Consider the following 14,382-nt stretch of genomic DNA (forward strand, 5'->3'; position numbering starts at 1 on the left):
TCTAAAAGCGCAGCGTCTCTTAACCTCTTTGTGAATAAGTTTATTGCCTAAAACCACCTGCGCGTGATAACCCCCGCCTACAAACCATTTTGAACCACAGAGTACACCGAGGCGCTACACGCTCGCGGGATTAGGGATTCGAGCTGCCCGTTGCCCGTTGCCCGTTGCCCGTTGCCCGTTGCCCGTTGCCAATAGCTTAAATATAGAATACTTAAAATAAGTTTAATTTTTTTGATTTTTTGCTTCACAAGCATGGGGATATTATGTATTATGCGCGCCACACCAAACAAGGTGTATGTAGTGGCGGTTGTAGCTCAGTTGGTAGAGCCCCGGATTGTGATTCCGGTTGTCGCGGGTTCGAGCCCCGTCAATCGCCCCACTATTTTCTAAGTATCCTCAGTAATATCTAAAGTTAATTCATAACTTCATTATTAAAAATAAAATTATAGTTTATTTTGATACACCGAGAAAAGCCACGGCTGCGGGTAACGGGTTTCGGGCTATAAGTCCTAGCACCTAGTCACTTTAATCTCTTACTCTGTGTTCTCTTTACCTCTGTGGTAAATAAAATAACTAAAAAATATAACAATAAGCCGCCCTGCGGCTACCGTGAGCAAGCTCTACGTCTACAAAATATTTTAATTTACCCGCGCCACGTCGCTCGTAACCTTTCGCCTTTAACCTTTAAAAAAGTTACATGTGCGCGGCGTAAAGCCCCGCCAAAAATATTTTTTACCACAGAGAACACCGAGGCGCTACGCGCTACACAGAGAAGAGCTACGGATAGCGGGTTTCGGGCTATAAGTCCTAACACCTAGTCACTTCCCTAGCACCTAATCACTTCCTCTGTGTTCTCTTTACCTCTGTGGTAAATAAAATAACTAAAAAATATAACAATAAGCCGCCCTGCGGCTAACGTGAGCAAGCTCTACGTCTACAAAAAATTTTAATTTACCCGCGCCACGTCGCTCGTAACCTTTCGCCTTTAATCTTTAAGAAAGTTACATGTGCGCGGCGTAAAGCCCCGCCTACAAAACAATTAAAACGCGGTGGTTCCCCGAAACTCGTTGCCCGTTGCCCGCGCTCCGTTGCCGTTTATTAAAGGCGTTCTTTCCACTGTGCAATAGGCAGTGGCTTTGAAAATAAATAGCCTTGAAATAAGTTGCAACCGCGCTGCTTTAAATAATTAAACTGCGCAGGTTCCTCAACGCCTTCAGCAACGCTGTTTACGCCTAAAGCACTGGCCATGTCGATGATCATATTCACAATAGTTTTACTTGAATTATCATCAGTATCCATAATGCCATCGACAAAGTATTTATCTATTTTAAGCTCAGAAATTGGCAACTCTTTCAAATAACTCAGGCTTGAATAACCCGTTCCAAAGTCATCAATTGAAAACCTAAAGCCCTTTTTATTAAGTTCAAGCATAGTCTCTTTTACTAGTTCGATGTCTGACACTAAAGTCGTTTCGGTCAGCTCAATCACTAAGTTACGTGGTGACACTTGCCACTTATGAACACTGGCGAGCAATTTCTCTGTAAAATCGGGGGCTACAATTTGTTTAGCGCTAATGTTAACGGCAATACAGGTGTTTTTTCCTGCTCGGCTGACTTCATGCAGCAACTTACATACTTGATCAACCACCCAATCGCCAATTTTAATAATGGCTTCACTCTCTTCTGCTAGGGGTATAAATTCCCCAGGGCTTATTACGCCTAATTCCTCAGAATCCCAACGTAATAATGCTTCGGCTGAATTAAAGGTATTTTCATTAATAAATTGTGGCTGTAGTACCAGTGTTAATTCATCACTTTTATCAACATTTATTAGTAAGTAACGAATTTTATTGGTACGTTCGTAACGTTTTAATGCATCTAAATCTGCAAAGTAATAACCAAAAGGAGACAACTTTTTGGCTTGTTTTAGTGCGTATTCCAACTTATCAAACATAGAGCTATAGGAGTCTCTACTCGCATTAATAATTGTACTGCCCAACGAGGCGCTTAGTACCACATCAAGATCACTGATCTTATGTGAGAAGTTATCTAGCGCTAATATTTTAGAGTCTATACTTGGTTGTTGTTGCTCTAGGTAGGATAAGTCATTACTTATATTGGCGCTTATAATTAAAAAAGAATCGACTCCGCTTTTGTATAGCTTGTACTCGCCCTGTACCGCATTTGATAGTTTTTTAGCCGTTAAAATGAGTGCTTCGTTGCCCGCCTCAATACCGTACTTAAAGTTAAATTGCGCTAACTTATCCATATCTAATAATGCAGCATATATATAGCCATTATTAATGCTGGCACTTTGAAGTAAACTTCTGCATTCGCGCTCAAACCACCGCTTATTTTTTAATCCTGTTATGGGATCTGAATAAGCTAAATTATAAATGGTATCTTGCGCTTTGAGTTTTTCACTAATATCTCTAACTACACCAATATATTCAACGCTTTGCTCATTAACTGCTTTGGTAAGTGACAATTCTATTTGAAAAATAGTGCCGTCTTTTTTTCTTGCAGGTAGTTGCCTACCAACACCAATAATTTTAGCCTCACCTGTTTGCTCATAATTTCGCATATACGAGTGATGCTTAGATGCATAAGGCTCAGGCATTAAGTTGTTAATCGACAAGCCAAGCATTTCATTTTGCTTATAGCCAAACATAGTTAATGCGGTTGAGTTACAGTGAACAATAACGCCTTGCTGATTAATAGTGATCACTGCATCATTTAAGTTATTTAAAATAGCTTCAAGGCGATTATTTTTATCATCAACCTTGGCCTTTAACTCATACTCTAAAGTGACATCTTCAAAAGCACCATGCACTTTAACAACCTGATGATCATCATTAAAAACAGGGTGACCACTCGTCCGTACCCACTTTTTATTGCCATGAGCATCTACAAACTCAAAGTCTTCACAATAAGGAAGGCCATGTGTTTGCAAACGATTAAAAAAATCACGAATACGCGCTTGCTCTTTTTCACCAGCATAATGCGCAATCGCTTGTGTGGTTGTGAGCGGTTTGCGCTTATCAAGGCCATAAATATTATAAACCTCGGGTGAATAATTTAGCTCGCCGGTTGAGATTTTATATTCCCACGTGCCTACCTTCGACATAGCTTCAACAGCACTAAATAGTGATTGCTGTGAGCTTGATTTATCTTCTAAAAAACACTTTTGCAGGAACACTGCTGTATAACTAGCAAAGCTAATTAGCCTTGGTAGGTAGCGTTCGATTGTTGGATCACTATTTAAATAAAGACCAACCAGTACGCCGCTTAATTGGCCTTCATCATTGCTTATAGAGACGCCAATGTAAGCTTGCGCATTTATAGTTTTTAGTAGCTTATTTTCAGGGTAGTGTTGTTGTAATTCATCCGTTATAAAACACGCACTTTTTGAAGGTAGTTGTTCACAAGGCGAGCCTTCTAGCGAATAAGAAAAGTTATCAACGACCTCTGCGTTATGTAAAACCAACTGCGTAGTTGCTAATTTATCTTCATTTACAGAGGCAATAAATAAGTAATCGGCTTTAATTTCGTGCTGCAGTACTCTCAATTGTGCACTTAAATTTGCACATTGAGAATACGATACATCATAGGCTGTACCTATATCTAACTGCTTGCTATCCTTGCTCACTTTACTAACCTACTTTGAAAGAAAGACCTAGAGACGCTAATGCTTTAGAGTGCTTTTCGATTGCATCAGACTCAGCACCTACACAATGCGCTTGCGCTAGGTTTTCTGACGATGCGCTACTAATATTTGAAATATTACGGCTAATTTCTTGCGATACCATACTTTGTTCTTCTGCAGCGGTTGATATTTGCGTTGCTAAATCAGAAATATCAGTAATTGCAGCGTATACTTTTGAGACGATATCTTGGGTATTACGGGTTTCTTTCACACAACTCTCTGCCGCGTTTTTACCCGCTTCCATTGTTTTTGACCAGTTGAGTAGCGTAGATTGCATTTCAGATATTGAGACTTGAATTTGCTCTGTGGCGGTATGCGTTCTGCTTGAGAGTGCACGTACCTCATCAGCAACAACCGAGAAACCTCGGCCATGTTCACCAGCACGCGCGGCCTCAATAGCGGCATTGAGTGCAAGTAAATTTGTTTGATCGGCAATCCCTTGTATCTCTTGCATTATACCACCAATTTTTTCAGCCTCTGTTGCTAACTCACTCGCAGAGCTTGCTGAGTTATCAACTTCAGTTGCAAGTAACGACACCTCTCGCATTGTCCCTGACATGGCTTGCGTTGCTGACTCACAATCTTGGTGAGCTTGTTGCACTCGTTGATTAGTAACTAAGGTATTTTTTGCTACCTCGTCAATTGAATGCACCATTTCCTCAACGGCAGACGATACCTGATGTAATTCGGATGCTTCTTTTTCAACGCCAGCCTGCGCAGCTTCAGCACAAACTTTAAGCGAATCAGCTCCTTTGCTAAGGCTTAAAGTGCCATCAATAATACGCCCAACAATGGTCGTTACTTTACCCTCAAGTAATTTAATCTGAAAATCACTATAGCTGAGGCTATCGCTACCAGAATAAATATGCCGAGATACGCTATCTGGGCCTGCTTTGGTTTTTTTGATTTTGCTTTGCGAGCGAATTAACTCTTCATAAAAAATAACAAAAGGCAGAGGAACAAACAGCAAACATAACCAGAACATGTAACTTGTTAACCAAGCAATTAAAGCGGCACACCCAATAAATAGAGGCAATTTAAATGCAGCTAATTTTTCACTTAAAGGCGTAATTGATTGACCGTTGTTTAAACGTTGGTAAAGCTTTTCTGCGCGGTGTTTATATTCTGGAAGGAGTTGTTGACGAACTGATTGATAACCTACTTTTTTACCGTTTTCGTAAATAGGGGTAACAAATGCATCAACCCAGTAATAACGCCCATCTTTACATCTATTTTTTACAGCTCCTCGCCATGCGGTATCGCTTTTTAAATTAGACCACATATCACCAAATGCCGCAGGTGGCATATCTGGGTGACGAACCATATTATGGTTTTTCCCTTTTAACTCATTGATGGTATACCCTGAAACTTTACAAAAGCTATCATTTGCATAGGTGATAACCCCTCGTAAATCTGTTGTAGAAACTAATTCTTCGTCAATGCCAAACGAAACTTCCTGGTCTACCGTTGCTTGATTTCTTCTACTCATAGTGGGTGCTTCATTATTTTTTAATGGGTGAATTTGCGGGATGTTAATTTATAAATGTATAAAACACAATTATACATTATTACTATATTCTAACAGTTCAAAAGAGCCTGAAACTTCATATTACACCTCAGCTTAGTAAAAATATACATTTAAAAACATAAGGTTACAAAAACCCACAAAAACAAACGAGAATAGTTATTACTTTATTTTAAGCTTATATACAAAGTTTAAACACCAATCACTGCTTATAGAGTAATTTTAGACCAAAGCGATAAGGTTCGCCAAAAAAGGGGCTAAAAAAAATGCCACCAAATGGTGGCATTTACACACGGGGGTATTTCTACTTATAGAAATTTTTTTACTATTTTGTTACGAAAAATATATATTAAAAAGGTAACATTTAGCCCATTATCTAGCAACATTTAACCGGGTTTTATCTTACAACCATTAACTCATCGGAACAGTCTTTATCATTACACCTTAATACATACGTATTTTTCTTCTAAGTACTCATCTAAACCCTGATGCCCGCCTTCACGACCAAGACCTGATTGCTTTACACCACCAAACGGGGCAACAGGGTTTGATATAACGCCCTCATTTACACCTACCATGCCAAACTCTAGCCCTTCGCTTATACGATAGATTTGTTTAATGTTTTGGCTATAAAAGTACGCAGCTAACCCATAAGGGACGTCATTAGCAAGCGCAAGTACTTCGCTTTCTTCATCAAATGGGATCACCGTTAATACAGGACCAAAGACTTCTTCGTGATAAATATCCATTTGTGTAGTGACATTGGTGACTATTAATGGGTTTTGAAAACTGCCACCTAAATTGCTGTTATCTCCAATTAGGGTAGCGCCTTTATCAAGAGCGTCTTTAATCAGTTGTTGCACTTTCTCTTTTGCTTTGGGGTAAATAAGCGGCCCTATGTCGGCATTTTCATCAAAACCGTTCGCAACTTTGAGCGCAGCGACTTTGGGTGTAATTTTTTCAAGCACGTCATTTAATATATTACGCTGAATAAAAATACGATTTGCTGCAACACAAGCTTGTCCTGAGTTTCTAAATTTGGCCGCCATTAATCCATCAATCGCATCGTCAATATCAGCATTATCAAATATTATAAACGGGGCATTTCCCCCCAATTCCATTGAAGTACGCTTTATTGTAGATGCACATTGAGAGAGTAACTGCTTACCTACACCGGTAGAGCCAGTAAAAGTAAACTTACGTACCACCTCTGAGTCTGTCAGCATTTTGCCCACCTTTTTGGCATCTTGTGACACAAGCACATTAAATGCACCTTTAACAAAGCCCGCCTGATCAGCTAAATAAGCTAAAGCAATAGCGCATAATGGTGTGTGCTCAGAAGGTTTGAGTATAAAACTACAACCTGCGGCATAAGCCGGCGCGACTTTTCGAGTCACCATAGCAACAGGAAAGTTCCAAGGCGTAATACCTGCTACCACGCCAATAGGTTGCTTAAAGCTAGTTAAACGATGACTGTTATCGGTGGCGGGGATCACATCGCCGTAGCTGCGTTTAGCTTCCTCTGCAAACCATTTAATAAAACCGGCGCCATAATCTATTTCACCAAGAGATTCTTTAAGCGGTTTCCCCTGCTCTTTAGTCATGAGGGTAGCAAGGGTTTGTTTGTGCTTTATTACTAGATCATACCAACGTATCAGGGTTTCGCTTCGCTCGGTCGCATTGGTGGCTTTTAATTTTACAAAAGCGCCTTGCGCTGCTGTTATGGCATTTTTTACGCCTTGCTCATCAATATCACTTACATCAACAATACTTTGTTCGGTGGCCGGATCATCAACGCTAAAGCGTGAGCTAGTTTGATAAAATTCACCGTTAATAAACGAGTCTGAAAAAATAAGATCACTCAAAATATACCTCCGAAATGGGTTTTGGGTTTTGGGCTTCGGGCCTTGAGCCTTGAGCTTCGAGCTTCGGGCTTCGGGCTTCGGGCTTCGGGCTTCGATAAATTAAAAAAGCCTTGTGGTTAACGCTACAAGACTTTTTAATTTTAATTTACCTGCCGCCCGTAACCCTTTACCTTCAACCTTTGTATTTATTCACTTCCTCTGCGCACTCTGTAATCTCTGTGGTAAATAAAATTACTAACAAACGCGGAATAAAACCGCTTTAAAAAGCATATGCACAAAGAGAAGTGAATGAGAAGAAAATGAGAAAGCACTAACCATTAGCCTGAGTGATTAATTGTTTTATCACTTCCTCTAAAAGCGCAGCGTCTCTTAACCTCTTTGTGCATAATTTTATTACCTTTAACCACATTTGCGCGGCGTAAAGCCCCGCCTACAGGCTATTTTAATTTACCCGCGTCTCGCAGCCCGCCGCTCGTAACCTTTTGCCTTTCGCCTTTAACCTTTAAAAAGACGCGGGGTAAACCCGCTGCTACTTCTGCTCGGCGTAAAGCCCCGCCTACAAAATATTTACACCACAGAGAATACAAAGGCGCTTCGCGCTACACCGAGGGGTTAAGGTAAATAACACTAAACCTTTGCCTTTGCTCACTTTCTCTGTGAACTTTGTGCCCTCTGTGGTGAATAAATCACTAAAAAATCAAACAATGAGCCGCTGCAAGGCTAACTTGAGAAAGCTCTACGTCTACAAAAGATTTGTCTGCGCGGCATAAATCTTCGCCTAAAACAAAAAAGCCGCTGTATCAAACAGCGGCTTTTAATATGATAGTCATTAATTAAAAACTAGTGTTCTTCATTAACGATATTGAGATTGTACTTAGGTATTTCAACCACTAAGTCTTCATCTCTGATAATTGCTTGGCAACCTAAGCGAGATTCAGGCTCTAAACCCCATGCTTTATCTAGCATGTCATCTTCTAGGTCATCACTTTCATCTAATGAGTCAAAACCTTCACGGATCACTAAATGACACGTTGTACATGCACATGATTTTTCACAGGCATGAGGAATGCTAATGCCATTTTTAAGCGCGATATCAAGTACCGTTTCGCCAGCGGGCGCTTCTATTGCTGCACCGTCAGGACACAACTCCGGATGGGGAAGAAAAACAATTTGTGGCATTCTAATCTCTCTTATATATTGTCTACTGACTGGCCTGTTAAGGCTTTTTTAATTGATGCATCCATTCTACGCGCGGCAAAATCACTACTCGCATTGTCCATTTTTTCAATGGCTGCTTTAATTTCACTTGGCTCTTGTGCACTCTCGCGTACTTTTGCAAGTTCGTTTATTTCCACTTTTAGCGCCGCTAGTTGCTCAGGCTCAAGTAAATCGCCATCAGCTGCTAAAGAGGCTTCCATTGCTTCTATTACACGAAGCGCTTCAACTTGTTGCTCTTTAAGCATACGCGCTTGCATGTCGCCTTTAGCGTTACTCATCGACTCTTTAAGCATATTAGCAACTTGGTCGTCAGACAAACCAAACGACGGTTTTACTTGTATTTCTGCTTGAACGCCGGTTGATTTTTCCATGGCTGATACGCTTAGTAAACCATCAGCGTCTACTTTAAAGGTAACGCGAATATGCGCCGCCCCCGCCGCCATAGGAGGAATACCTTTTAAGCTGAACTTTGCCAGCGATCGACAATCGTCAACCAGTTCACGTTCACCTTGTAATACATGCAACGACATGGCCGTTTGACCATCTTTAAACGTAGTAAATTCTTGCGCACGCGCAACCGGAATCGTGGTATTGCGTGGAATGATTTTTTCAACCAAGCCACCCATTGTTTCAAGGCCTAATGACAACGGTAACACATCAAGTAATAACATGTCTGAATCTGGCTTGTTACCAATTAATACGTCAGCTTGTAATGCTGCACCCAGTGCAACAACGCGATCAGGGTCAATTGAAGTTAGTGGCTGTTTATCAAAAAATTCACCGACTTGAGTACGCACTAATGGCATACGAGTTGAACCACCAACCATTACAACTTGTAATACTTCCTGGTTTTCAATACCGGCATCTTTTACTGCACGACGACATGAGCGGAGCGTTTTTTTAACCAGTGGCATAGCGAGCTCATTAAATTTTTCTCGCGTTACTTCAACCATGTATTTTTCATCGTCAAACTCAAGGCCAACATTCACTTTTTCGTATTGGCTGAGTGCTTCTTTACAGGCTTTGGCTTTATTAATGAATAAGCGTAATACCGAAGGAGATAAGCTTGTCACGCCGGTTTCTTGTTTTAGGTAATCAACTAATAATGAGTCAAAGTCGTCGCCGCCTAGGCTTGAATCGCCACCGGTGGCCAGCACTTCAAACACGCCTTTATTAAGACGCAGAATAGAAATATCAAAGGTACCGCCCCCTAAATCATAAACGGCGATAATACCTTCTTGCCCTGAATCTAAACCGTAAGCAACGGCAGCGGCAGTAGGCTCGTTTAGTAAGCGCAGTACATTAATACCGGCAAGCTCAGCCGCATCTTTGGTGCTTTGACGCTGTGCATCATCAAAATAAGCTGGTACCGTAATCACTGCCCCTAAAATATCTTGATTACCAAAGCTTTGCTCAGCGCGTACTTTTAAAGCATTTAAAATATGACTTGAGGCTTTAACTGGGCTGATTTTTCCCGCAGCCGTTTCGATAGCCAATGCACCATCATCATCGCAAAACTGATAAGGCAGTTGGCCATAGCTTTGTTCTATTTCGGTTTGCGTTTTACCTAAAAAGCGCTTCACTGAAATAAGCGTATTAACCGGATCGAGTGTAGCTGCTTGCATTGCATCATTACCCACGGTAATGCCGCCAGCTTGATAACGAACCACTGAGGGTAACATCGCTTCGCCTGACTCATCAGTAATAGTGCGTGCTTCGCCGCTTTGTACGGTTGCCACTAATGAATTTGTAGTGCCTAAATCAATTCCAATGGCTAATTTGTGTTCATGTGGTGCCGCGCTCTGCCCCGGCTCAGCAATTTGCAATAATGCCATAATGCTCTTTAAACTCGTGTTGCTCGCTTTGCAGCAAGTAATTAATCGTCAAATAAACTGTCTTCAATGCGTTCAAGTTCGTCTTGTAACTTATATACAAATTTTAATTTGCGAATGTTGTCAGCAGCGTGTTGATATTGTTGCTCATCGTTGCTTGCAAGTTGCTCAGCTAATTCGTTGCTATACTGGGCTTTTAATTGCTTTATTTGCGACTCAAAATTAGCAATAGCGATATCTGGATCACTTGCAGAGGGAAGTTCTTCAAGCTCTTCGCGCAGTTCCATTTGTTGCATCAAGAACATGGGATCTTGCAGTGTTTGCTGCTCAGCGCGAATATCAACGCCCAGCTCACTCAACATATATTCAGCACGTTTAACCGGATGCTTAAGTGTTTGTAATGCGTCATTAATTTCAGCGGTACTTTGTACGGCCATTAATTTATCACGACTGCTGGCATTAGCATGACGATCAGGGTGTACAGCACGTTGAAGTTCTAAGTAGTGCTTGTTGATCATTGCTAAGTCAATATTGTAGTCAACCGGTATTGCAAATAACTCAAAATAACGCATAACTTCTCACAAATGACAAAGCCCTACATTAACTGGCAGGGCTTATTTATATCTTAAAACAAGTTTGAGCTTAAACGGTAAAGCTTTCGCCACAGCCACACTCATCGGCTTGGTTAGGGTTATTAAATTTAAACCCTTCATTTAAACCTTCTTTAGTGTAGTCGAGCTCGGTGCCGTCGATATAAACTAAGCTTTTAGCGTCAACAATTAAGGTAACGCCTTTGGCCGCAAATGTTTCATCGTCATCGTTTAGCTCATCAACAAACTCTAGAACATAAGCAAGACCTGAACAGCCCGTCGTTTTAATGCCAACTCGCAGGCCAATGCCTTTACCACGGTTTGCTAAAAATGATTGTACGCGGTTTGCTGCCGCATCTGTCAATGTCACTGCCATGAATATCTCTTAGTTTGTATGTTTGCTTTTGTAATCTGCAATTGCTGCTTGAATTGCATCTTCGGCTAAAATTGAGCAGTGAATTTTCACTGGTGGTAATTCTAGCTCTGCGCTGATATCGGTATTTTTGATAGTCGCAGCTTCGTCTAATGTTTTGCCTTTAACCCACTCTGTTACCAGCGAAGATGAAGCAATTGCGCTACCACAGCCGTACGTTTTGAATTTTGCATCTTCAATAACGCCGTCTGCCGATACTTTAATTTGCAATTTCATTACGTCACCACATGCTGGTGCGCCTACCATACCCGTTGCCACTGACGGATCGTTTTTATCTAGAGCACCTACGTTACGTGGGTTTTCTACGTGGTCGATTACTTTATCACTGTAAGCCATAATTCTATCCTCACTACCTGCTAGGTATGGGCTCCACTAATTAGTGGTGCGCCCATTCAACTGAATCTAAATCAACACCTTCTTGGTGCATTTCCCAAAGAGGAGACATTTCACGTAAACGGCCAATCGAGTTTTTCATTAGCTCAACGGTGTAATCAATCTCTTCTTCGGTTGTAAAACGGCCAATACTAAAACGAATTGAGCTGTGCGCTAGCTCGTCGTTGCGACCTAATGCACGTAATACGTAAGAAGGCTCTAAACTTGCAGATGTACAGGCTGAACCTGACGATACCGCAATATCTTTAACGGCCATTAGTAACGACTCACCTTCAACAAAGTTAAAGCTAATGTTGACAATACCAGGTACTGATTGGTCTTGCGTGCCATTAAAGTACACTTCGTCCATATCTGTTAAAATGCCGTCGATTAGGCGTTTACGCAACGCACTGATGTGTGCGTGATCTTTTTCAAAATCTTGTTTTGCAATTCTAAATGCTGCACCCATACCCACTAATTGATGAGTTGCTAATGTACCAGAACGCATGCCACGTTCATGGCCGCCACCGTGCATTTGTGCTTCTAAACGTGCACGTGGTTTACGACGAACATACAAAGCACCTACGCCTTTAGGGCCGTATACTTTGTGCGCCGAGAATGACATAAAATCTACTTTGGTTTGTTGCACATCGATTAAAACTTTACCCGCGCTTTGTGCCGCATCTACGTGGAACATAATTTTACGTTCGCGACACATTTCACCAATTGTAGCGATATCTTGGATTACACCTAGCTCGTTATTTACATGCATGATGCTTACAAGCACGGTGTCGTCACGCATGGTGTCTGCTAATTTTTGCAGATCAAGTAGGCCGTTTTCTTCAACGTCCATGTAGGTTACTTCAAACCCTTGACGCTCAAGTTCACGACATGTGTCGATAACCGCTTTGTGTTCAGTTTTAGCGGTAATAACATGCTTACCTTTTTTCTTGTAAAACTGAGCTGCACCTTTAATAGCAAGGTTATTTGATTCTGTTGCACCCGATGTGAATACAATTTCACGTGGGTCTGCATTAATTAAATCAGCAATGTCAGTACGTGCTTGGTCAACGACTTCTTCAGCTTGCCAACCAAAACGGTGTGAACGCGATGCTGGATTACCAAAATTACCGTCCATAGTCAGGCACTGCATCATTTCTTTGGCAACTCGTTCGTCAACAGGCGTAGTTGCTGCGTAATCTAAATAAATCGGTAACTTCATTTCTCTCTCCGCTGCAGGTCAACCTTAAAGTTGACAGCTTACTTGAATATTTTCCAACTGCTTAATTGCATCATTAACGCTGTTTTCTTGGCGAAGAGCGACCGCTTTAACGTCCGACTTTTCAACCAGTTCAGCTAAGGTAATATTATTTAAAAATTCTTCAATTCGTGCGCTTAAATCTGACCACAATGTATGGGTTAAACAACGCATACCACTTTGACAACCAGTATTGCTTCGCTGACACCGTGTAGCGTCAACAGATTCATCTACCGCATTGATAACATCGCCAACTGAAATTACATCGGCCTCACGTCCTAGTAAATAGCCCCCACCAGGACCTCGAACAGAACTCACTAGCCCATTTTTACGTAAACGGGCAAATAATTGCTCAAGATAAGACAAAGAAATTTCTTGGCGCTGCGAAATATCTGCAAGCGCTACAGGGCCTATATTTGCATGTAGTGCAACATCCAGCATGGCTGTAACGGCGTATCTGCCTTTTGATGTTAACTTCATAACGCCCCCCGCACAAAAGAGTGCAAATTTTAATTACCAGAGTAGATTAGTCAAGTATTATCCTGATTGGCTAGCCTCGAATGCCAGCCGATAAACTTGCAATACCCGACTGTTTTGGTCAAGTATTGGGTCTATTGTAATTACCTGAGTAATTTAGTCAAGTATTAGTAGAGCAATAAAGGGCGCTATTTATAACTAATTGCTATTTTATAGACTTATTAATTGAGGTAAGAATACCTCGTAATATGTTCATTTCAGCATCTTCAGGGCGAGCACGATTAAACAAGCGACGTAGCTTAGTCATTACCATGCCTGGGTGCTGCTTAATGATGAAGCCTGTTTTAAACAAGGTGTCTTCAAGATGTTCGTAAAACAGCTCTGTTTGTTTAGACGATGGATATAGGGTGTCGTCTTCTTCTTGTTCCGCTTTAGGCTGTTGATTTAAAAACGCCATACGCGTTTCATAGCATAAGGTTTGTACTGCCATGGCTAAATTTAGCGAGCTGTATTCTGGGTTAGCAGGAATACACACATGGTAATTACACAGTTGTAATTCTTCATTAGTTAACCCACTGTTTTCACGGCCAAACACAAGCGCTACAGGGCCGTTTACGGCTTCGCCAACAAGCTTTTCACCACATTCTCTCGGCTCTACCATAGGCCACGACAATGTACGCGAGCGGGCGCTAGTACCAATCGTTAATGCACAGTCAGCAATCGCATCTGCAACGCTATCAACAATAACAGCATTACCTAGTACATCAGTCGCACCAGCAGCAAGCGCACTAGCATGGCTGTCTATTTCACAGGCTGGATCAACAAGGTATAACTTTGATAATCCCATGGTTTTCATGGCGCGCGCCGCTGAACCAATATTGCCAGAATGTGAGGTGTTAACTAAAACGATGCGAATATCATCTAAGATCATTACAGTGCTACTTATCTAGTACAAAAAAATTGCGCAAATTCTAGCATGAAAACGCGCTGAGATCCTATATTCAATAGTCGAGATCTAAAAGATCAGTTCGCGGTCAGCGGTCAGCGGTCAGCGGTCAGCGGTCAGCGGTCAGCGGTCAGCGGTCAGCGGTCAGCGGTCAGCGGTCA

11 protein-coding genes and 1 tRNA gene are annotated in these 14,382 nt (G+C 41.5%); 1 reads left to right on the plus strand and 11 read right to left on the minus strand.

From position 1 onward, the window contains the following. The first annotated feature begins 303 nt into the window (after positions 1-303). Positions 304-379 (plus strand) — tRNA-His (locus AAEY57_RS17140). A gap of 719 nt (positions 380-1,098) precedes the next feature. On the opposite strand, the gene AAEY57_RS17145 is transcribed toward AAEY57_RS17140, so the two are convergent. The 11 genes from AAEY57_RS17145 to trmJ form a co-directional block, all read right to left on the minus strand. Then, the gene (locus AAEY57_RS17145; RefSeq protein WP_350608345.1) at positions 1,099-3,648 is read right to left on the minus strand and encodes a sensor domain-containing protein; all 2,550 of its coding nucleotides are present in this window, start codon (positions 3,646-3,648) and stop codon (positions 1,099-1,101) included. 4 nt (positions 3,649-3,652) lie between these two features. Next, complete coding sequence (locus AAEY57_RS17150; RefSeq protein WP_350608346.1) at positions 3,653-5,194, minus strand: methyl-accepting chemotaxis protein; 1,542 nt, start codon at positions 5,192-5,194, stop codon at positions 3,653-3,655. 473 nt (positions 5,195-5,667) lie between these two features. Next, positions 5,668-7,095 (minus strand): NAD-dependent succinate-semialdehyde dehydrogenase, encoded by a 1,428-nt coding sequence (locus tag AAEY57_RS17155; protein ID WP_350608347.1) that lies wholly within the window; start codon positions 7,093-7,095, stop codon positions 5,668-5,670. An 840-nt stretch (positions 7,096-7,935) separates the two neighbouring features. Beyond that, positions 7,936-8,274, minus strand: coding sequence for an ISC system 2Fe-2S type ferredoxin (gene fdx, locus AAEY57_RS17160; protein WP_008113929.1), 339 nt, complete (start codon positions 8,272-8,274; stop codon positions 7,936-7,938). Between the two features lie 11 nt (positions 8,275-8,285). Continuing rightward, positions 8,286-10,148, minus strand: coding sequence for a Fe-S protein assembly chaperone HscA (hscA, locus tag AAEY57_RS17165; protein ID WP_008467671.1), 1,863 nt, complete (start codon positions 10,146-10,148; stop codon positions 8,286-8,288). A gap of 41 nt (positions 10,149-10,189) precedes the next feature. After that, positions 10,190-10,717, minus strand: a complete 528-nt coding sequence (gene hscB / locus AAEY57_RS17170; RefSeq protein ID WP_008113925.1) for a co-chaperone HscB — start codon at positions 10,715-10,717, stop codon at positions 10,190-10,192. 70 nt (positions 10,718-10,787) lie between these two features. Beyond that, positions 10,788-11,111: an iron-sulfur cluster assembly protein IscA gene (gene iscA / locus AAEY57_RS17175; RefSeq protein ID WP_008113924.1), complete on the minus strand. Its 324-nt coding sequence runs from the start codon at positions 11,109-11,111 to the stop codon at positions 10,788-10,790. Positions 11,112-11,120: 9 nt separating this feature from the next. Further along, a complete protein-coding gene (gene iscU, locus AAEY57_RS17180; protein ID WP_008467675.1) occupies positions 11,121-11,504 on the minus strand; it encodes a Fe-S cluster assembly scaffold IscU in 384 nt (127 codons plus the stop codon). A gap of 40 nt (positions 11,505-11,544) precedes the next feature. Then, on the minus strand, positions 11,545-12,762 hold the full coding sequence (locus AAEY57_RS17185; RefSeq protein ID WP_024602642.1) for an IscS subfamily cysteine desulfurase: 1,218 nt from the start codon (positions 12,760-12,762) through the stop codon (positions 11,545-11,547). Positions 12,763-12,786: 24 nt separating this feature from the next. Continuing rightward, positions 12,787-13,278: a Fe-S cluster assembly transcriptional regulator IscR gene (iscR, locus tag AAEY57_RS17190; RefSeq protein WP_008113921.1), complete on the minus strand. Its 492-nt coding sequence runs from the start codon at positions 13,276-13,278 to the stop codon at positions 12,787-12,789. A gap of 202 nt (positions 13,279-13,480) precedes the next feature. Then, positions 13,481-14,206 (minus strand): tRNA (cytosine(32)/uridine(32)-2'-O)-methyltransferase TrmJ, encoded by a 726-nt coding sequence (gene trmJ / locus AAEY57_RS17195; protein WP_290191409.1) that lies wholly within the window; start codon positions 14,204-14,206, stop codon positions 13,481-13,483. Positions 14,207-14,382 lie beyond the last annotated feature (176 nt).

The organism is Pseudoalteromonas sp. MER144-MNA-CIBAN-0113, assembly GCF_040308965.1.
GTDB lineage: Bacteria > Pseudomonadota > Gammaproteobacteria > Enterobacterales > Alteromonadaceae > Pseudoalteromonas > Pseudoalteromonas tetraodonis.

Excerpts from the sequence above, each read along its gene's own strand:
- AAEY57_RS17150 (WP_350608346.1), bottom strand. The coding sequence starts at position 5,194 with ATGAGTAGAAGAAATCAAGCAACGGTAGACCAGGAAGTTTCGTTTGGC.
- fdx (WP_008113929.1), bottom strand. The coding sequence starts at position 8,274 with ATGCCACAAATTGTTTTTCTTCCCCATCCGGAGTTGTGTCCTGACGGT.
- hscA (WP_008467671.1), bottom strand. The coding sequence starts at position 10,148 with ATGGCATTATTGCAAATTGCTGAGCCGGGGCAGAGCGCGGCACCACAT.
- hscB (WP_008113925.1), bottom strand. The coding sequence starts at position 10,717 with ATGCGTTATTTTGAGTTATTTGCAATACCGGTTGACTACAATATTGAC.
- iscA (WP_008113924.1), bottom strand. The coding sequence starts at position 11,111 with ATGGCAGTGACATTGACAGATGCGGCAGCAAACCGCGTACAATCATTT.
- iscU (WP_008467675.1), bottom strand. The coding sequence starts at position 11,504 with ATGGCTTACAGTGATAAAGTAATCGACCACGTAGAAAACCCACGTAAC.
- AAEY57_RS17185 (WP_024602642.1), bottom strand. The coding sequence starts at position 12,762 with ATGAAGTTACCGATTTATTTAGATTACGCAGCAACTACGCCTGTTGAC.
- iscR (WP_008113921.1), bottom strand. The coding sequence starts at position 13,278 with ATGAAGTTAACATCAAAAGGCAGATACGCCGTTACAGCCATGCTGGAT.
- trmJ (WP_290191409.1), bottom strand. The coding sequence starts at position 14,206 with ATGATCTTAGATGATATTCGCATCGTTTTAGTTAACACCTCACATTCT.